This window comes from Lederbergia sp. B243.17, assembly GCF_057657925.1.
In genome coordinates, this window is the sequence record NZ_JBWBKF010000084.1 from 17,626 (window position 1) to 37,637 (window position 20,012).

General features: G+C 47.0%; 19 protein-coding genes. 18 read left to right on the forward strand and 1 reads right to left on the reverse strand.

Translation table 11 applies throughout. From position 1 onward, the window contains the following. Positions 1-68 precede the first annotated feature (68 nt). From pcrA to AC0TWI_RS16395, 12 genes are all read left to right on the forward strand, one after another. Positions 69-2,279, forward strand: a complete 2,211-nt coding sequence (gene pcrA, locus AC0TWI_RS16340) for a DNA helicase PcrA (RefSeq protein ID WP_488127408.1) — start codon at positions 69-71, stop codon at positions 2,277-2,279. 15 nt (positions 2,280-2,294) lie between these two features. Next, positions 2,295-4,301 (forward strand): NAD-dependent DNA ligase LigA, encoded by a 2,007-nt coding sequence (gene ligA, locus AC0TWI_RS16345; RefSeq protein ID WP_488127409.1) that lies wholly within the window; start codon positions 2,295-2,297, stop codon positions 4,299-4,301. 16 nt (positions 4,302-4,317) lie between these two features. After that, positions 4,318-5,478, forward strand: a complete 1,161-nt coding sequence (locus AC0TWI_RS16350; protein ID WP_488127410.1) for a CamS family sex pheromone protein — start codon at positions 4,318-4,320, stop codon at positions 5,476-5,478. A 115-nt stretch (positions 5,479-5,593) separates the two neighbouring features. Further along, the gene (gene gatC / locus AC0TWI_RS16355) at positions 5,594-5,884 is read left to right on the forward strand and encodes an Asp-tRNA(Asn)/Glu-tRNA(Gln) amidotransferase subunit GatC (protein ID WP_488127411.1); all 291 of its coding nucleotides are present in this window, start codon (positions 5,594-5,596) and stop codon (positions 5,882-5,884) included. A 12-nt stretch (positions 5,885-5,896) separates the two neighbouring features. Continuing rightward, positions 5,897-7,354, forward strand: a complete 1,458-nt coding sequence (gatA, locus tag AC0TWI_RS16360) for an Asp-tRNA(Asn)/Glu-tRNA(Gln) amidotransferase subunit GatA (RefSeq protein WP_488127412.1) — start codon at positions 5,897-5,899, stop codon at positions 7,352-7,354. 12 nt (positions 7,355-7,366) lie between these two features. Next, positions 7,367-8,797, forward strand: coding sequence for an Asp-tRNA(Asn)/Glu-tRNA(Gln) amidotransferase subunit GatB (gene gatB, locus AC0TWI_RS16365; RefSeq protein WP_488127413.1), 1,431 nt, complete (start codon positions 7,367-7,369; stop codon positions 8,795-8,797). Positions 8,798-9,330: 533 nt separating this feature from the next. Beyond that, on the forward strand, positions 9,331-9,546 hold the full coding sequence (locus AC0TWI_RS16370) for a hypothetical protein (protein WP_488127414.1): 216 nt from the start codon (positions 9,331-9,333) through the stop codon (positions 9,544-9,546). A 46-nt stretch (positions 9,547-9,592) separates the two neighbouring features. Continuing rightward, positions 9,593-10,150: a thioredoxin family protein gene (locus AC0TWI_RS16375; protein ID WP_488127415.1), complete on the forward strand. Its 558-nt coding sequence runs from the start codon at positions 9,593-9,595 to the stop codon at positions 10,148-10,150. 36 nt (positions 10,151-10,186) lie between these two features. After that, positions 10,187-10,993: an arylamine N-acetyltransferase gene (locus tag AC0TWI_RS16380; RefSeq protein WP_488127416.1), complete on the forward strand. Its 807-nt coding sequence runs from the start codon at positions 10,187-10,189 to the stop codon at positions 10,991-10,993. Positions 10,994-11,079: 86 nt separating this feature from the next. Next, complete coding sequence (locus tag AC0TWI_RS16385; protein ID WP_488127417.1) at positions 11,080-11,391, forward strand: tubby C-terminal domain-like protein; 312 nt, start codon at positions 11,080-11,082, stop codon at positions 11,389-11,391. A gap of 28 nt (positions 11,392-11,419) precedes the next feature. Further along, the gene (locus AC0TWI_RS16390; protein ID WP_488127418.1) at positions 11,420-11,599 is read left to right on the forward strand and encodes a hypothetical protein; all 180 of its coding nucleotides are present in this window, start codon (positions 11,420-11,422) and stop codon (positions 11,597-11,599) included. Positions 11,600-11,617: 18 nt separating this feature from the next. Further along, the gene (locus AC0TWI_RS16395) at positions 11,618-12,160 is read left to right on the forward strand and encodes a GNAT family N-acetyltransferase (protein ID WP_488127419.1); all 543 of its coding nucleotides are present in this window, start codon (positions 11,618-11,620) and stop codon (positions 12,158-12,160) included. Between the two features lie 57 nt (positions 12,161-12,217). Here the strand turns inward: AC0TWI_RS16395 and AC0TWI_RS16400 are convergent, their stop codons facing one another. Next, complete coding sequence (locus AC0TWI_RS16400; RefSeq protein WP_488127420.1) at positions 12,218-13,321, reverse strand: substrate-binding domain-containing protein; 1,104 nt, start codon at positions 13,319-13,321, stop codon at positions 12,218-12,220. 489 nt (positions 13,322-13,810) lie between these two features. Here AC0TWI_RS16400 and AC0TWI_RS16405 point away from each other — a divergent pair, with 489 nt between their 5' ends. From AC0TWI_RS16405 to araD, 6 genes are all read left to right on the forward strand, one after another. Next, the gene (locus AC0TWI_RS16405; RefSeq protein ID WP_488127421.1) at positions 13,811-15,070 is read left to right on the forward strand and encodes an extracellular solute-binding protein; all 1,260 of its coding nucleotides are present in this window, start codon (positions 13,811-13,813) and stop codon (positions 15,068-15,070) included. A 64-nt stretch (positions 15,071-15,134) separates the two neighbouring features. Further along, positions 15,135-16,010 carry a carbohydrate ABC transporter permease gene (locus tag AC0TWI_RS16410; RefSeq protein ID WP_488127422.1) on the forward strand — a complete coding sequence of 292 codons (876 nt, stop codon included), beginning with the start codon at positions 15,135-15,137 and terminating at the stop codon, positions 16,008-16,010. Between the two features lie 47 nt (positions 16,011-16,057). Further along, positions 16,058-16,903, forward strand: a complete 846-nt coding sequence (locus tag AC0TWI_RS16415) for a carbohydrate ABC transporter permease (RefSeq protein WP_488127423.1) — start codon at positions 16,058-16,060, stop codon at positions 16,901-16,903. Between the two features lie 31 nt (positions 16,904-16,934). Further along, a complete protein-coding gene (locus AC0TWI_RS16420) occupies positions 16,935-17,339 on the forward strand; it encodes a hypothetical protein (protein WP_488127424.1) in 405 nt (134 codons plus the stop codon). A gap of 280 nt (positions 17,340-17,619) precedes the next feature. Next, positions 17,620-19,308, forward strand: a complete 1,689-nt coding sequence (araB, locus tag AC0TWI_RS16425) for a ribulokinase (RefSeq protein ID WP_488127425.1) — start codon at positions 17,620-17,622, stop codon at positions 19,306-19,308. Beyond that, positions 19,308-20,003 (forward strand): L-ribulose-5-phosphate 4-epimerase, encoded by a 696-nt coding sequence (gene araD, locus AC0TWI_RS16430; protein WP_488127426.1) that lies wholly within the window; start codon positions 19,308-19,310, stop codon positions 20,001-20,003. Before araB ends, araD begins: the two co-directional genes overlap by 1 nt. Positions 20,004-20,012: the final 9 nt, after the last annotated feature.

The following is a 20,012-nucleotide window of genomic DNA, read 5'->3' on the forward strand; positions in this document are numbered from 1 at the left end:
ACCGGCCGAGGTATAATAGAACAAATGTTCCTGTGAAATAGGGAAACAATGCAAGAGGCGGTGGAAAAATGCAATTTTTAACAGAAAAGCTGCTGTCCGGTTTGAATCCTGAACAGCAAGCGGCTGTCAAGGCGACGGACGGCCCGCTTCTGATTATGGCAGGGGCAGGCAGCGGAAAGACAAGGGTACTGACGCATCGTGTCGCCTATCTGATGGTGGAAAAGGGAGTCAATCCTTATAATATTCTCGCCATCACCTTTACAAACAAGGCTGCTAGAGAGATGAAGGAAAGAATCGGCAAAATTATGGGTGGGACAGCTGAAGAGGTCTGGATTTCGACTTTCCACTCCATGTGCGTCAGGATTTTGCGCCGAGATATCGATCGTCTCGGCTACAGCCGAAACTTCACCATCCTGGACTCGACTGACCAGCTGTCCGTCGTGAAAAACATCATGAAGGATCGCAACATCGATGTGAAGAAATTTGAACCGCGAGCTGTGCTCGGTTCCATCAGCAGTGCGAAAAATGAGCTCGTTACGCCGTCTGATTATGAAAAGACCGCAGCCGGCTATTTTGCCCAAATTACAAGCGATGTGTACACGGAATACCAGCGCCGGCTCCGCCGGAACAATGCGCTTGATTTTGATGATTTAATCATGATCACCATCCAGCTCTTCCAGCGCGTGCCGGAAGTGCTTGAGTTTTACCAGCGGAAATTCCAATACATCCATGTTGATGAATACCAGGATACGAACCGGGCGCAATATTTGCTTGTCAAATTGCTGGCAGCGCGCCTTAAAAACCTATGCGTTGTCGGAGATTCTGACCAGTCGATCTACGGGTGGCGCGGAGCAGATATCGCCAACATCCTCTCCTTCGAAAAGGATTATCCGAATGCGAAGGTCATCCTCCTCGAGCAAAATTACCGCTCGACAAAGCGGATTCTGATGGCGGCCAATGAAGTAATCAAAAATAACTACAACCGCAAGGCGAAAAACCTGTGGACCGATAATGATGACGGTCAGAAAATCATTTATCATCGCGCTCAAGGCGAACAGGCGGAAGGCCAGTTTATCGCCGGGAAAATCAAAGAACTGACTGCATCCGGAAGAAAACTGTCCGATATCGCGATTTTGTACCGGACGAACGCCCAGTCACGGGTCGTCGAGGAAGTCTTGCTGAAATCGAACATCGAATACAATATGGTCGGCGGAACCAAGTTCTATGACCGGAAAGAAATCAAGGACCTGCTCGCTTATCTGCGCCTTGTTGCCAATCCAGATGACGATATATCCCTCCAGCGGGTAATCAATGTGCCGAAACGGGGCATCGGCGCAACTTCTCTCGATAAGATTGTCAGGTATGCGCAGGAGAAAGATCTGTCCCTATATGAGGCCCTCAACGATGTAGATTTCCTTGGTTTAAGCGGAAGAACGGCGAATGCCGCGTTCAATTTCTATGAAATGATCCGAAACTACACGCAAATGCAGGAGTTTCTCTCGGTCACTGAATTGGTCGAGGAAATTATCGAGAAATCCGGCTACAGGGAAATGTTGATTGCGGAAAAATCACTGGAAGCCGAAAGCAGGCTGGAGAATATCGATGAGTTTCTATCCGTAACGAAGAACTTTGAAGAACAGAATGATGATAAAAGCCTGATTGCCTTCCTGACGGATTTGGCGCTAGTCGCGGATATCGATAAGCTTGATGAAGATGGCACGCCGGGGGATGCGGTCACGCTCATGACGCTTCATGCCGCCAAAGGGCTGGAATTCCCGGTTGTCTTTTTGATCGGCCTCGAGGAAGGCGTGTTTCCGCACAGCCGCTCTCTTGTTGAAGAAGCGGAGATGGAAGAAGAGCGAAGGCTCGCTTATGTTGGCATCACGAGGGCCGAAGAAGAATTGTATTTGACGAATGCCCAAATGAGGACATTGTTCGGCCGAACCAATATGAATCCTGTATCGCGTTTTATCGCGGAGATTCCTGAAGAGCTTGTTGACAAAGCGGTGACGGAAGAAAGACGCCCGATCGCACAGCCTGCCGGTTTCGGAGATCGGGCAGCACGAAGGGCAAGGCCGGTAGTCCGGCCGGCTGCTTCAGCAGCAGGCGGCGGAACCTCATGGAAAGTGGGCGACAAAGCCTTGCACAAGAAGTGGGGCCAGGGCACGGTTGTCAGTGTGAAAGGCGAAGAGGGAAGCGCAGAGCTCGATATCGCTTTTCCAAGTCCGGTTGGCATTAAGCGCCTGCTCGCAGAATTTGCACCGATCGAAAAAGTGTAAGAAGGAGCTGTATACATGGAGCGACATGAAGCGGAAAAACAAGTGAAGAGCCTGCATAATTTGTTGAACCAATATTCCTATGAATATTACGTGCTGGATCAGCCGTCGGTCCCTGATTCGGAATATGACCGGCTTTTGCGGGAGCTGCAGAAGATCGAGGAGGAATACTCTGACTTGGTCTCGCCTGATTCCCCAACGCAGAGAGTGGGCGGCGAAGTGCTGTCCGCGTTCGAAAAGGTTCGGCATGATACACCGATGCTGAGCCTGGCCAATGCTTTTTCAGAAGAGGACTTGCGGGACTTTGACCGCAAAGTCCGCCAGGGAATCGGTGATGCCTACTCCTATATTTGCGAGCTGAAAATCGACGGTCTTGCCGTTTCACTTGCTTATGAAAACGGCCTGTTCATAAAAGGATCAACGAGAGGGGATGGGACTGTCGGCGAGGATATCACGGCGAACCTGAAGACTATCCGCTCCATTCCGCTCCGCCTTAAGGAGCCTGTAACGATGGAAGTGCGCGGAGAGGCGTACATGCCGAAAAAATCGTTTATCCGCCTGAACAAGCTCAGAGAAGAGAATGGTGAAATGCTGTTTGCCAACCCGAGGAACGCGGCAGCGGGTTCTCTCCGCCAGCTTGACCCGCGGATTGCCGCCAGCCGGAAACTCGACATCTTCCTCTATGGAATCGGTGACTACAGCACCCTGACCGTTTCCAGCCACAGCGGCGGACTTGATTTTCTTGAGGAAATGGGCCTGAAGGTAAACCCGGAAAGAAGGACATGCACGAATATCGAGGAAGTGATTGCTTTTATTGAAAGTTGGACTGAACGACGGCCGGATCTTGACTACGAGATTGATGGGATTGTCGTAAAAGTCGATTCGCTTGAGCAGCAGGAACAGCTTGGCGCCACAGCCAAAACACCGCGCTGGGCCATTGCCTATAAATTCCCTGCAGAAGAAGTCGTCACGAAATTGACCGACATCGAATTGAGCGTCGGCAGAACCGGCGTGATCACCCCAACGGCGATATTGGAGCCGGTCCGCGTAGCCGGCACAACGGTCGGGCGCGCCTCGCTCCATAATGAAGATTTGATTCGCGAGAAAGATATCAAAATCGGCGATTATGTTGTCATAAAAAAAGCGGGCGATATCATACCGGAAGTTGTCAATGTACTTCCTGAGCGCAGAACCGGGGAAGAAACCGACTTTTCCATGCCGGAACATTGCCCGGATTGCGGCAGCGACCTAGTCCGCCTGGAGGGGGAAGTGGCACTCCGCTGCATCAATCCAAAATGCCCGGCACAGCGGCGGGAAAGTCTCATCCATTTCGTTTCACGCAATGCGATGAATATCGAAGGACTCGGTGAAAAAGTAATCGGTCAATTGTTTGCACATAGGCTGGTCCAGGATGCGGCCGACATCTACGGATTGACGAAAGAGCAGCTGCTCGGATTGGAACGGATGGGAGAAAAATCCGCAACCAATTTGCTGGCTGCCATTCAGCATTCGAAGGGCAACTCTCTGGAGAAGCTGCTGTTTGGCCTTGGCATCCGCCATGTCGGGGAAAAGGCGGCAAGAACACTGTCGCAGCATTTTGAGACGATGGACCGCCTGGCTGCTGCCTCCAAGGAAGAACTGCTGGAGGTTCCGGAAGTCGGAGAGAAAATGGCGGATGCGATTGCCACTTTCTTTGACAACGAGGAATTCGAAGAGCTGATCGACGAGCTGAAACGAGCAGGAGTCAATATGGAATACCTTGGACCGAAGCTGGCCCAAATCGATCAAGAGGACACCGTTTTCTCTGGCAAGACGATCGTCTTGACCGGTAAAATGGAATCGCTGAGCCGTAATGAGGCAAAGGGAAAAATCGAAGCCCTCGGCGGAAATGTGGCAGGCAGCGTCAGCAAAAAGACAGACCTGGTCATAGCCGGAGAGGATGCTGGCTCCAAACTGGCAAAAGCAGAGGAGCTTGGCATAGAAGTGTGGGATGAGGCCAGACTTCTGTCGGAACTTGAAAAATAAAAGGTGGAAAATGAGCATGAAAAAAGTATGGCCGCTGCTTCTGGCAGCATTGCTGATCTCCGGATGCGCACCGGCTTTCGATAAAAACAATGAGGTCGTGCAAGAGAAGGATGATCAGGAAAAGACGTCCATCATCCCGAACTATCAAATTTCGGAATCTCATTACCGTTCGATCATCCCGTTTGAGGCGAGCAAATCACGGGGAATGGTCGTCGGGAATCTGAATTCGAGATATGACATGGCCGAATTTGAAGAGGGACTGATGCGAGCAGCGAAAAATCAGTTTTCAACAGACAAATTCGTCTTTCAGGAAGGCCAATATCTCGACCGTAAAACAGTCGGCCTTTGGCTGAACCGGAAATATACGGAAGAGCAGCTGAAACAGAAAGGCTTGAAAGCGGATGAAAATATCGGTTTAAATCCGTTAAACGATGGTGCTGGAACTATTGAAGAGCAGAACAAGAAGAACCCGATCTACCTTGCCCATGTGCTTGAGCATGATTATCTCGTGAAAAATGACAACACCGTCACGCTTGGCGGCATAGTGATCGGCCTTGCACTCAATTCTGTCCACTATTATCAAAAAGAGCAGTACGGCGCCACATTCCAAGAGACAATCCCTCACGAAAAGGTGGCCGCGGAAGGTAAGAAAATCGCTGAAGAAGTACTGAAAAGGCTGCGGCAGACAAAGGGACTCAGCGATGTGCCGATTACAATCGCCTTATTTGAACAAAATGGCAAAAACGCCGTTGTTCCCGGCAACTTTTTCGCCTACTCAAATGCGGCAAAAGGGAGCGCCTCGCTTGGAGACTGGAAGGACATCAAAGAAAAATACGTCCTCTTCCCGTCGTCAGATGCAGAAAAGAACCACAGGGAAGACAATGCCTACTTCCTCCGCTTCAAAGACGATATCGAAACGTATTTCCCGAATTACAACGGAGTCGTCGGAAGGGGCTTTTACAAAGAAGGACAGCTTGTTGACCTGAAGATCGATATCCCGATTCAGCTGTACGGAAAAGCGGAAGTGATCGGCTTTACCCAGTGGGCGACCTCGCTTATTCTCGATCATTTCCCTGATTACGTGAAAGTAGAAGTGAACGTTACGTCCGTGAATGGGGCTGAAGCACTGATCGTGAAAAATGCCGGCGAAAAAGAACCGTTTGTTCATATATATTGACAAGGATTCGGCGGATCCCCGATGATTCGGTTCCGCCCCTTGTGCAAATTTAGCAACTTCTGCTATTATCAATAGTATTGCAAGCGGAACAAAAATGAGTGAAGAGGTGGAGAACTTGTCAAGAATTACAAAGGACCAAGTACTGCATGTCGCCCATTTGGCGCGTCTCGAAATGAGCGGCGAAGAGGCAGACTTGTTTGCAGATCAGCTGGACCGCATCATTTCGATGGCGGAAATGCTGGATGAGCTGGATACGGCCAATATCGAGCCGACATCCCATGTGTTTGACCAGAAGAACATCTTGCGCGAAGACAAAGCGGAACCTGGATTGCCTCGCGAAGAAGTGATGAAAAATGTACCAGAGCATCAGGACGGGCAGATCAAAGTTCCGTCGATTCTGGAATAAGGAGGGGACCTCATGTCATTAGTAGATAAAAAGATCACTGAACTCCATGAGCTTTTACATAAGAAAGAAGCGTCCGTTAAAGAACTTGTATCGGAATCCTACAGCCGCATCCGCGAGAGGGACGGAAAGGTCAAGGCCTTTTTGACACTTGACGAGGAGCGCGCGCTGAAAAAAGCGGAGGAGCTGGATGGAAAAATCGGCACTGAAGCAGCAAACAGCGCATTGTTTGGAATTCCTGCAGGCATCAAGGACAATATTGTTACAAAAGGGCTCCGCACAACTTGTGCGAGCAAAATGCTCGAAAACTTCGATCCTATTTACAATGCTACCGTAATGGACAAACTTGAGCAGCGTGACATCGTTACGGTTGGAAAGTTGAACATGGATGAATTCGCCATGGGTTCGACCAATGAATATTCTGCTTTCCAAACTACACATAATCCGTGGAATTTGGATGCGACACCAGGCGGATCATCAGGCGGTTCAGCGGCTGCAGTTGCAGCTGGCATGGTTCCGTTCGCACTTGGTTCCGATACAGGCGGCTCAATTCGCCAGCCTGCGTCCTTCTGCGGCGTTGTCGGACTGAAGCCTACATATGGCCGTGTATCCCGTTTCGGACTCGTTGCGTTCGCCTCATCCCTGGATCAGATTGGACCGATCACAAGGACAGTCGAAGACAATGCACTCGTGCTTGAAGCCATTTCCGGGGTCGATCCGCATGATTCAACTTCAGTTGATAAGGAAGTCCCTGATTTCCGCTCTGCCCTTACTGGAGATATTAAAGGACTGAAAATTGCTGTGCCGAAGGAATACCTCGGTGAAGGTGTAAGCGAAGAGGCACGCGAATCTGTCCTCGCGGCATTGAAAGTGCTTGAGGGTCTCGGCGCTACTTGGGAGGAAGTATCGCTACCACACTCCAAATATGGAGTTGCAACCTACTACCTGCTCGCTTCCTCGGAAGCATCGTCCAATCTGGCACGTTTTGACGGCGTCCGCTACGGATACCGCACACCAAATCCGGAAAACCTTTTGGATCTTTATAAGAAGACTCGTTCAGAAGGATTCGGCGATGAGGTTAAAAGACGGATCATGCTCGGTACCTTCGCTTTAAGTTCAGGCTTCTATGATGCCTATTATAAAAAAGCACAGCAAGCGAGAACATTGATCAAAAAGGACTTCGATGACATTTTTGAAAAGTATGATGTTGTTATCGGCCCGTCTGCGCCAATTCCGGCTTTCAAAATCGGCGAAGTGATCAACGATCTTTTGACGATGTATGCAAGCGACTTGTTGACAATTCCAGTCAACCTTGCCGGTCTGCCTGGCATCTCCGTCCCTTGCGGTTTCTCCGGCGGCCTGCCGCTCGGTTTGCAAATCATCGGCAAGCATTTTGACGAACAGACCGTATACCGTGTCGCTCATGCCTATGAGCAGGCAACGGAATTCCATAAACAAAGACCACAATTGTAAGGGGTGAAAAACATGAACTTTGAAACGGTTATTGGACTTGAGGTACACGTTGAATTAAAAACAGATTCGAAAATATTTTCTACGTCGCCGAACCACTTCGGTGCGGAGCCGAATACAAATACAAATGTCATCGACCTTGGTTATCCGGGCGTACTGCCGGTGCTGAACAAGCGCGCGGTCGAGTTCGGAATGAAAGCGGCAATGGCGCTGAACTGCGAAATCGCGACCGAGACGAAATTTGACCGGAAAAACTACTTTTATCCGGATAACCCGAAGGCCTATCAGATTTCACAATTCGACAAGCCGATCGGCGAGCATGGCTGGATCGAAATCGAAGTAGAGGGCGTAAAGAAGAAAATCGGCATAACGCGCGTCCATCTTGAGGAAGATGCAGGGAAACTGACGCATACGAGCGAAGGCTATTCTCTTGTCGACTTGAACCGTCAGGGAACGCCGCTGATCGAAATCGTCTCCGAGCCGGACATCCGGAGCCCGCAGGAAGCGTATGCCTACTTGGAGAAGCTGAAATCAATCATTCAATATACAGGCGTTTCCGACTGTAAGATGGAAGAAGGTTCACTCCGCTGTGATGCCAATATTTCTTTGCGCCCGGTAGGCCAAGAGGAATTCGGCACGAAAGCCGAGCTGAAAAACTTGAACTCTTTCAACTATGTAAGAAGAGGGCTCGAGTTTGAAGAAAAGCGCCAGGAAAAAGTTCTTCTCTCTGGAGGAGAAATCCTGCAGGAAACTCGCCGTTACGATGAAGCTACGGGTGAAACGACGCTCATGCGTGTTAAAGAAGGTTCTGACGATTACCGTTACTTCCCAGAGCCGGATCTTGTTCAGCTCTATATTGATGAGGACTGGAAAAACCGGATTCGCTCAGAAATTCCCGAGCTGCCGGATGCCCGCCAAAAACGCTATGTAGATGAACTTGGTTTGCCTGCATACGACGCGATGGTGCTGACGCTGACGAAAGAAATGTCCGATTTCTTTGAATCGGTGCTCGCAGCAGGCGCGGATGGAAAGCAAGCTTCGAACTGGCTGATGGGAGAAGTATCGGCGTATCTCAATGCAGAACAAAAAGAACTGCATGACATCGCCCTGACACCAGAAGGTCTTGCCGGTATGATCAAGTTGATCGAAGACGGCACGATTTCTTCTAAAATCGCCAAAAAAGTCTTCCGCGAACTCGTTGAAAAAGGCGGAGATGCAAAGAAAATCGTCGAAGAAAAAGGACTCGTCCAAATCTCCGACGAAGGAGCCCTGCTCAAAATCGTTACGGAAATCCTCGATGCGAACCAACAGTCGATCGAAGACTACAAAAACGGAAAAGACCGGGCACTCGGCTTCCTTGTCGGCCAAATCATGAAAGCGACTAAAGGACAAGCCAACCCGCCAATGGTCAACAAACTGCTCGTGCAGGAAATGAACAAACGCTAATCAATCTTGAAGGGTCCCGCAAAGCGGGACCCTTTTTGCGGTCCGCTGAAAAAGTCTATACTCGAACTGGAAACCGCGAATGGGGCGATTCCTCATTCAAGTTGGTGGAAGAGGGCAGGATTTTCCTCGCTTTCATGGCCGTTGCTTGGAGTGCAGGGGCCGACTCCGGCGGGACTAGCTTGGTCTTGAGATCCCGCAAGGCGCGCAGCGACTGAGACAGGCGAGAACGCGACGGCCTGTCGCATTGCCGGCATGACCAACGTCCTGTTGGCCCGAAGCTCAAGCCTAGCCCTGCGGAAAGCGTGCCCCGAAACGGTTAGCAACCAGAACCGCACACCGATTCTACATACACAGAAGAAGGGCAGTTTATTTTTGTGTACACATATACAGAAGCGGACATTATGTTTATCGTTTCCCAAATAAGGGTATGTACTATTTGGGTCCAAAAACTAATAGATGATTATTTCGGCCGTTCTCCGGATAAGGAGGCGGCCGTCAATACGGATAGCGATTGAAGGAATAGGTGAAATAAAGTGCAGAACGGCACATTTGAGTTACATACAACATGCGCTTATTGTTTGCGGAAAGTCGGGGAGGAAATTGAATATGTTCTGCCCGTCAACGACTGGAAAAGCGGCAAACTGCTCGGCTACTTTTGCCGCGATCATTATATGACAGTCAAGGCGAAAAACATCAACTCCTGCCATTTCGGGCTCGACGATTTTGATAGGAAGGATTTGTTTGCCTAGCCTCTTGGTGTATAATATTTTCAAAAGGGTGGAAGGAGAACAAAACATGACATTAAACGAATGGTATGAAAAAGCCATCCCGGCGGCCGACTACATAGAAGCGATGGAAAAACATAAAGAAAATACACAATCCGTCTACAACTCTTTTACATTGCCACAAGGGGAAGAGGACTTTTTGGAAGAAGTAAAAAAGAAAAACTTGCGGGCGATCGTGCTGACGGAGGATTGGTGCGGGGACGCGATGGTCAACGTTCCCATTTTGCTCAGGCTGGCGGAAAAGGCAGGAATTGAAACAAAAATGCTTCTTCGTGATCAGAATCTCGAATTGATGGATCAATATTTAACGAATGGCACTTCCCGCTCGATTCCAATCTTTATTTTCTTGGATAAAGAGGGCGAGGAATTTGCAGTATGGGGCCCGAGGGCGGAAGCGGTCCAGCGTTTTGTCGATGAAGAGAGAGCCAAGCTTCCGGCGAAAGACCATCCAGGTTTTGAGGAGCAGCAGCGTTCACTTTTCGCGAAAATGACAGAGAAGTATACGGGTGACGAGCAGCTTTGGAAGGAAATATACGAGAGCATTAAATCAAGACTGCAAAAGGCATAGATGAATAGATAGATAAAGGTGAAGGAGTGGGGAAGAATGGGCATGGAACCGGTAGCGGACGATTATGTACAGTATCTGCGTCTAGAACGGGAGGAGCCGAGTCTGAATTATTTGCAGCGGCTTATTCAGCACCAACTTTCCCTCGTTCCCTATGAAACGTTCAGCAAGTTCCATTATTATCAGGACGGTCCTGAATATGTGCCGTCTTTGCCGGTCTTTGTCCGCAATTTAAAAGAAAAGGGCTGGGGAGGCACCTGTTTTACGCTAAATATGAATTTTGCCAGACTGCTGAAGGAGCTCGGGTTTGACTGCTCCCTCGTGAAAGTTGAACCCGGCCATGTGGCCATCATGGCAGCGGTCAATGGCCGAAACTATTATGTTGATGTCGGCTATGGATCACCGATCACAAAACCGATTGATCTTTCAGCAAAGCCACAGCAGGTGCTTCATGGTTTTGGCGAAGAGATCAGCTTTTCCCGGCTTGCGGAGAATGTTTATGAAATTAACCGCAAATCGAATGGGAAATCATTCGTAAAAAAACGGATCATCTGGAAGCCGCTCTCCGAAAAGGACCTGGAGGAGGAAATCCGCTTGTCTTATTTGGATGATGATGAAAACATCACGATGCGGCGGATCACCGCTGTCCGTTTTAACGGTCATCAGTGCTTTTATTTAAGGAATAGCTCGGTGAAGGTGATGACGTACCGCAACATCAGTGAAATCCAGCTCCACCGGCAGGATAAGTGGTTGGAGACAATTCGGGAAATCTATCAGATTGAAGAAGAGTCGCTTTCCTACTCGGTACGTTTCTTAGAGGAGCGCGGAGTGACCATATTTGAATAGCAGCAAAATAAGGATCAGTTGTGAAGTGTGAAGCCGAGACAATGTCCCGGCTTTTTTCCAATTAATTTGAAGTGAGGCAGGGAGAAGTGCAAACCTATCATTACAAACCTCTCATTTTGAAAGGGAGTACAAAGCGGTTAGTTATTCTCGACGAGGATGGAGAAACTGCCGGGACTTTGCAGCGATTTTATACAGGCAGGATTCAGAAAATAGTCGACCGCGTCTTCGATAATGACTATATGGTAAATATGCAGATGTTTGACAAGCATGGTCAGTCGGTTGGCCGGTGGCTGGAGGAGTTTCGCTGGGGTATGCCGAGGTGGAGACTCCAATCAGATGAGGCGATGACACGAACCCTAATAGATGTTTCCAAAAATCCGGACAAACCCTCGATTTGAAGTGACTACATCAGCGGGCAAGTATGTGATGAAAAGAGACTTAGGAGACAGAAGGACCTTCATTCTAGATGATGCTGGGCAGCAGGTGGCCATTTTCATACCGGACAACCCGATTATGCCAAGGCGCATTACAATTGAGATGCGTACACAAATACTGAGTGTAGTGGAAGCGGCAGCGCTCAACATGATGTTGAGCATCAAATATTGAAAGAAAAGGAGGGAGACGATGTTTCCGGAAATCGAGACAGAAAGATTGGTGTTACGGGAAATCCATCAACATGATGCCGAGGATCTGTTCAACTGCTTCTCCAATAAGGAAGTGTTGCGGCACTATGGAATGGATCCGCTGACAACGCTGGAGCAGGCTGAACAGCTTGCTGATCATTTTAAACAGATCTGGAAAGATAAGCGGGGAATCCGCTGGGGCATTCAAATTAGGGGAGAAGAGGGGCTTGCAGGTACGATTGGCTTCAATTTATGGTCCCCAAAGCATAGACGTGCGGAAATCGGCTATGAACTCCATCCGGCATATTGGGGAAAGGGCTATGCTGGAGAAGCGGTTGAGAGAGTCACTGCTTACGGGTTCGCCGAATTAAACTTGATGAGAATCGGGGCGATTGTTTTCACTGAAAACATCGCATCGCAAAACTTGTTGAAAAAACTAGCATTCACTGAAGAAGGGGTGCTGAGAAGCTATATGTACCAAGGAGAGGACTTTTACGACGTAATTGTATATTCCAAGATAGAGAGTGACATGTCGACTCAATGAGTTTGATAAAACAAAAAGAGGATTCTCCGGCTTACGGGAATCCTCTTTTTGTTTACTTCATTTTTTTACTGGTCCAGTGGAGTCCCTAATGACCAGTTCGGGTTCAAAAATTTTTGCCTGGGTAAGCTCGTCCTTATTTTCGACAGCGGCAATGATCCATTTTGCCGCCTCTATGCCCATAGACGCTTTCGGGTGGGTTACTGAAGTTAATTTCACTTCAGAGGCTACTGCCAGAAAGGAGTCATCATATCCAACGATCGAAACATCTTCAGGTACACGAAGCTCCAGATCCCGCAGCAAATTCAGGACCTCCAAGGCAGCCTGGTCGTTATAGCAGACGATTGCAGTCGGCACATTCTCTGAACGAAGCAGCTTTTCAATTTGCTTCAGAAGCAACTGATGCTGGTCCTCAGTAGTATATGTGATCACCATCTCAGGGAAGAAATGAAGATTGTTCTCCCTGTAAGCACGGATGAAGCCTTTCATCCGGTTAACACCTTGAAGATCATCCGTTTTGAAAAGGCCGATGATTTTACGGTGGCCCAGTTGGATTAAATGCTCCGTCGCGATAAAGCCGCCATACTCATCATTTACAATCATATGAGGAGGCATTAATTGACTGTAGAATTGATTTATCATCAGATAGGGAATGTTTCTCTGTTCAAGTTCCAAATAGTAATGGATGTTCGGATTATAATTGCTGCTTCTTGTAGGTTCGACAATCAGCCCGTCAATATTTCTATCCAGCATTGTCTGGAGGCATTGCTTTTCTTTCGAAATATCATTATCTGTGCAGGCGAAGGTCAGCGAATAGCCTGCAGCCGTGAGATTGGATTCAATACCTTTGATTATGGAAGGAAAAATATAATCTGAAATATACGTTGTGATAACGCCAATATTTTTCCCGTTTCCAGCAGTTATAACGGTTGGTTCCTGTTCAATCGATTGTTTTGAACAAAAGGTGCCTGCCCCTTGTTCCCGATAAAGCAGTCCCTCATGGACCAAATCGCCCACAGCCTGCCGAATTGTATGCCTGCTGACACCGAACATCTTGACAAGTTCATTCTCCGAATAAATTTTTTCTCCAGGCTGGATTTTCCCGCTATCAATCCATTCGGTGATCTGTTCTTTCACCATGATATATTTTGCTTTGGGTGCCACGATATCACCGCTTTCCTTCTATGTTTTTATCAACTATTTATTATGCGTATGTTGTTTAGATGTATGGTGAATAAATAAGAATCACGCTACTTACTAAAGTATACCAAATACCGTCAAAAGTATAGAGGTACGTACAAAATAATAAAATTTCTGAAAAACGTTGACATGTACGAACGTGTATATTATATTTCTATGTAGGGAAGGCGCTTTCAATTATTTCAAGAGAAAAAAGAGTTAGATTATAAGATAAAGCATCTGTTTTTTTCAATATAATCAAGATAAACTTTGAAAAAGAGCTGGACTGGAGGAATTGATTGATTTTGCATGTACGTACATCGAGGTGATGGATAGACTTAGAACTTTGACGGTTCGTTATATTCATTGTAATCGATTCCAAACAGAATGACCAGACAGAGGATACTTTACTTACAATGCTTTCGCAAGCGATCTGGCAAAGAGAATGAGCTTAACCAAATTGGAGGGAAAATAATGAAGATTAAAATGGGTAAGTCAATCATGTTTTTACTTCTGGCTGCAATTCTGCTAGTTGGCTGCAGCAGTACAAGCAGCGGCAAGGCAGATAAGAATACCATTACTTTTTGGACACCGCTCACAGGAGATGATGGAGCGTACATGGATCAGATGGTCAAAGAATATAACGATACCAACCCTGAGATCAAGGTCAAACATGTTATTACATCTGATATGTATACGAAGCTATCAACTGTATTAAACTCAGGCAAAGGCGTACCCGATTTGACTATCATTCACGCTGACCGGGTCCCCGGTTACGTAAAGCAAGATATGCTTGAGCCGATGACCGCTGTAATGGACAAGCAGCCAAACATCAAGGAAGACAGCTATCTTCCGCAGGCATGGTCTACAGGTACTATTGATGGCGTTCAGTATACGGTGCCTCTCGATATTCACAGCAATGTGATGTATTACAACAAAGAATTGCTGAAGAAGTATAACGCTGAATCATTCTTGGATGACGATGTAGTCACGATCGACGAAATCCTGTCATTGAAAGGAAAGTTAAAAAAGGATGACTATGCTGTCAACGATGCGTTATTAAGTTGGGTAATTCTAGCTCAAATCCAAAACCTTGGCGGCGATATCCAGGAGGACGGCAAACCTCTAGTAGATTCTGAAGTAATGAAAACGGCGCTTGAAGAAGTGAAGAAAATTGACGAAGCAGGCTTGATGACACCGTACGGTGAGGACGGATACTTAATGTTCCAATCTGGCAACGTACTATTCTCAACGGATGGAACATGGAGTTCTACAGCCCACGCAGCAGTGGAGACTTTGGATTTTGGCGCAACGAACATTTACTCCACAACTCCAGATAAATTTACAAACCGTGCCTCGTCCCACTTGTTCTCAATGTTGAAAAATAAAGACCGAACAGAGGAAAAGGAAGAGGCAATCGCTAATTTTCTTGAATTTATCCGGGGTAATTCGATTGAATGGGCAAAAGCCGGACAGATTGTAGCTAGTAAGGAAGTAATCGAAAGTCCTGAATATCAGGATTACACCCAGTCCTTCTTTACAAAGAATGAGAAGGAGACCGAGTCGCTTTATATTTACACGTATGAGTATTATCCATATGTTCAAGAAGCACTTGATAATTATGCACCTGATATCGTTCGGGGTGAGATAGAAATGGATAAAGGTTTGAAGACGATGCAAAAATTCGTTGAAGACAAAATTTCTGAGGGAAGCAGCAAGAGCGAGAAAAAGTAATCGTATAAGTAATGTGCCGTTATCGTTGCGGCACATTACTTTTTAAAAGGAGGATCGGCTGACTATGAACAAGAAACTCAATTTATCACCTCTTTTCTTTGTGGGTCCCCACTTGATATTGTTTTTAATCTTTATTTTATTGCCGACCATATATGGAATCTATGCATCTTTTACTCAATGGAACTTGATGAGTGATCCTACTTGGGTAGGGCTTGATAACTATAAAACAATTCTATTTGACAAGGAATCTACGTTTCATTTCCAATTCACTAATGGGTTAAAAAACACCCTTTTATTCGTTCTCTTCAGTGTGCCGCTCCTCATTATTATTCCGTTGATGATAGCCGTATCATTAGAACACAAAAAGGTGAAGGCGAAGGCGCTGATCCAATCGATTATCTATGTACCTGGTTTGATTTCCATTTCTGCCGCTGCATTGATATGGGCATTGATCTTCAATAAGCAGCTTGGGGTGACGAATAATGTATTCGGATCTGACTTAGTTTGGGCTTCGCATCAGCCATATGCGTGGTTGATGATTATCGTCCTCACCGTATGGGGGGGAGTCGGCGGAAATATGATCATATACCGTGCTTCTTTGGCAGGTGTCGGCAAGGATCTTTACGAGTCGGCTGAAATGGATGGAGCGGGGCCAATACGCAAATTTTTCAGCATAACCTTGCCTTCCATCCGTTTTCCGCTGATTTATACGTTCGTCATGACAACAGCCGGGGCATTCAATGTATTTGGACAGCCGCTTATGTTAACAAATGGCGGTCCGCGTGAAGGTACAACTGTATTGATGATGTATATACGGCAACTGGCATTCGGGCATGGTGAATCAATTGCGGGTATGGCATCTGCTATGGCGGTACTACTTGGTCTTGTTATCTTGGTCGTCTCAGCGCTGCAATATTTTGTAATGAACAGGAATTCATAAGCCCTGAGAACGGAATATTGCTGAAAATGAAAAGGCAGGTGTAAACATTGGTAAAAAAAATTGATATTACAAAATACTTGGCCTATCTATTTTTACTTATCGTCTGTGTTGTATGGATCATCCCGGTGATTTTCGGCATTACAACATCATTTCGCTCGCAAACCGAAGTTGTTTCTCAAGGCTTCAGGCTTTTACCTGTAAATTGGATTGTGGATAACTATGTTGCAATCTTGCAAAATTCCTCAACCGCACCGATATTACGCTGGTTGTTAAATTCCATCTTTATTGCAACTTCGCATACCATTTTGGTAGTTGTCGTCATTTCTATTACCGGTTACGGCTACTCGCGGCTGCATTTCAAAGGAAGGGACGCATTGTTTTTCACCTTACTTGGCATTTCCTTTTTCCCAGCGGTTGTCAATCTGATTCCTTCCTATAAAATTATTGATGCGTTGGGATGGGTGAACACCGCATGGGCCATGGTGATTCCCGGATTGGCAGGGATGGGGAACATCTTCTTGGTCAGACAATTTATGAAAACATTGCCCAAGGAACTGGATGAGTCGGCGAGAATAGATGGAGCAGGAGAGTTCAGAATCTTTTTCTCCGTCATTCTTCCTTTGATTAAACCGGTATTAATCGTTTGTGCACTCTTTTCATTTACGGGTTCATGGAATGACTTCCTTTGGCCGGTCATTGTCTATACCGATGTAGATAAGATGCCCATTACTGCCGGATTGCTTCTGCTGCAGGATATCTATGGCAACTATAGAATGATTGGGCAACTAATGGGTTCGGCGATATTGGCGATTATCCCCACATTGCTGTTGTTCCTGTTTGCGCAAAAATATTTTGTCCAATCTATCAATCTAAATTCAGGCATAAAAGGGTAATCCACTATGATGTAAAAAGCGGGGAATGATTATGAATCGCGGATTGGAAAGAAAACTGTTAATTGCGGGATCTATATGGAATGCACTCACAGCGATTGTGACTCTTTTTGGGTACTCCACTTGGTTTAAACAAACAGGACTGAGAGAATTGCAGAACAGCAATCCTCAAACGGTGATTGTAGGAACCACATTGATTGATAGTGTGTCGAAAGTGATTGTTACATTTGGACTGCTTATGTTCGTCGGGGCGATTGTAAATTTCATAGTCGCCAGGAGTATCCAGGATAGTGAAATACAGAAAAAGATCCTTGTTTGGATCGCCTGCTGGGGATTGCTGCAGCTTTTATTCATGGATGTCGTCGGATTCCTGATTTACATGGTCGCATTTATCGTTTATATGGCGAAAAATAAGGCAGTGCGTCTTTCCCAAGCATGAACGGGAAGGCGCATATGCCTTTTGGCATCGCAGCACAGATGATTGAATAATAAAAAATTTTTTTAAAAGGTGATAAGTTTTTATTGAAAAATAAAAGATAGATGGTACACTCTAATTAAGGTTATACGTACAAGTAAAGTAAGGTTTACCACTTGTCAGCATAAATTGTGTTGCTTACAGCAATTAGAATGTAGGCATATGCGTCAGAAAGAAAGATAAGCTTTATAACAAACAATCTAGTTGTAATGTAAACGTATTCTTATAAAGGGTGGATGATGGAATGACAAAGTACTCGATTGGTGTAGATTATGGAACTCAGTCCGGGAGAGCTGTACTTGTGGAAATCGGCACAGGCAGAGAAGTGGCAACTGCAGTCAAGCCGTATTCCCATGGGGTTATGGACGAGTTCTTACCGGATAAAACTACGAAACTGGAACATGACTGGGCACTCCAGCACCCTGCAGACTATCTTGAAGTGCTGCAGACTACGATTCCAGAAGTGTTGAAAAATGCAAACGTTTTAGCGGAAGATGTAATCGGCCTGGGGATTGACTTTACAGCTTGTACGGTACTACCGGTTGATAAGGAAGGAACACCGTTATGCTTCCGGGAAGAATACACCGGGAACCCGCACAGCTATGTAAAGCTTTGGAAGCACCATGCCGCACAGAAAGAGGCAAATCTTTTAAATGAACTGGCGGAAGTGCGCGGAGAAAAATTCTTGCAGCGCTATGGCGGGAAAATCTCCTCAGAGTGGTTGTTCCCTAAAGTATGGCAGATTGTGAATGAAGCACCAGATATCTATGAGGCTGCAGATCAGATTTTGGAGGCGACGGATTGGGTCGTTTCACAGCTGACAGGCAAAGTTTCACGTAATAGTTGTACGGCCGGGTATAAGGCGATCTGGCATAAGCAAGAGGGCTACCCGACCAAAGAATTTTTCAAAGCGCTAGATCCGCGGCTGGAAAATGTAGTGGAAGAGAAACTTTCAACAGACATCATCCCGATCGGCTCCAAAGCTGGGGAAATTACGGAAGCGGCTGCCAAGCTGACAGGATTGCTTCCGGGAACAGCCGTTGCAGTCGCAAATGTTGATGCCCATGTTGCAGTTCCAGCCGTAGGCATTACGGAACCCGGGAAATTGTTGATGATCATGGGGACCTCCACTTGCCACATCCTGCTTGGCGAAGAAGAAAAAATCGTACCAGGCATGTGCGGAGTCGTTGAAGACGGCGTTATTCCTGGCTTTATGGGATATGAGGCAGGCCAGTCCTGTGTAGGTGACCATTTTGAATGGTTTACCGAAAACTGTGTTCCGGGGAGCTATTTTGAGGAAGCGAAAGAAAAAGGAATGAGCATTCACCAACTGTTGACAGAAAAAGCGAACCAACTGGAGGTGGGCGAAAGCGGCCTGCTCGCATTGGATTGGTGGAATGGAAACCGATCAACCCTTGTCGATGCGGACCTGACAGGTGTTCTTATGGGAGCGACGCTGCTTACGAAGCCTGAAGAAATCTACCGTGCATTAATCGAAGCGACAGCGTATGGCACACGGATGATCGTTGAAACCTTCCGTTCAAACGGCGTACCGGTCCATGAAGTATATGCTGCAGGCGGAATTGCAGAAAAGAATGCGATGATGATGCAAATTTATGCGGACGTCTTGAACATGGATATAAAAATCTCGGCATCGTCGCAGACCCCGGCTCTCGGATCAGCAATGTTTGGGGCAGTGGCAGCAGGCAAAGAACGCGGAGGTTATGACAATATTAAGGACGCGGCTAAGGAAATGGGAAGAGTGAAAGACCATGTGTATACACCGAACAACACGAACGCCGGGACATACGAACTGCTGTATAAAGAATATGCCCGTCTATACGATTATTTCGGCAGAGGCGAAAACAATGTAATGAAGACACTGAAGAATATTAAAAAGGCAAGCACTTCCGCTCGGGAGGTGGAGGTTTAATGATTGGAACTTTAAAGAAAGAAGTGTTGGAAGCGAACTTACAGCTGCCACAACACGGCCTTGTAACCTTTACTTGGGGCAATGTCAGCGGGATCGATCGGAAACAGGGGCTCGTTGTCATCAAACCGAGCGGTGTACCGTACGACGAGCTTAAAGAGGAGGATCTTGTCGTTTTGAATTTGGAGGGTAAAGTCGTTGAAGGGAAATTACGCCCATCTTCCGATACTCCTACCCATCTGGCGTTATACCGCGCTTTCCCGCAGATCGGCGGGATTGTACATACCCACTCCCCGGCAGCAACAAGCTGGGCCCAGGCCGGACGCCGGATTCCAGCCCTCGGCACGACCCATGCTGATTATTTTTACGGTGAAATTCCTTGTACTCGAACGCTGACGCAAGAAGAGATTGAGCGGGGGTACGAAGAGGAGACGGGCAATGTCATCATCTCAACTTTCGAGGAGGAGAACCTAGATCCAGTAGCGATGCCAGGTGTCCTCTTATCAGGGCATGCGCCATTCAGCTGGGGAAAGGACCCCGGGGAAGCGGTACACAATGCCGTTGTCTTGGAAGAAGTGGCGAAGATGGCATTTAACACATTCACGCTGAACCCCAATGCAGCGCCGATCGACCAATATTTGCTTGATAAGCATTATCTCCGCAAGCACGGAGCCAATGCTTACTATGGCCAGAAGTAACCCTGCAGA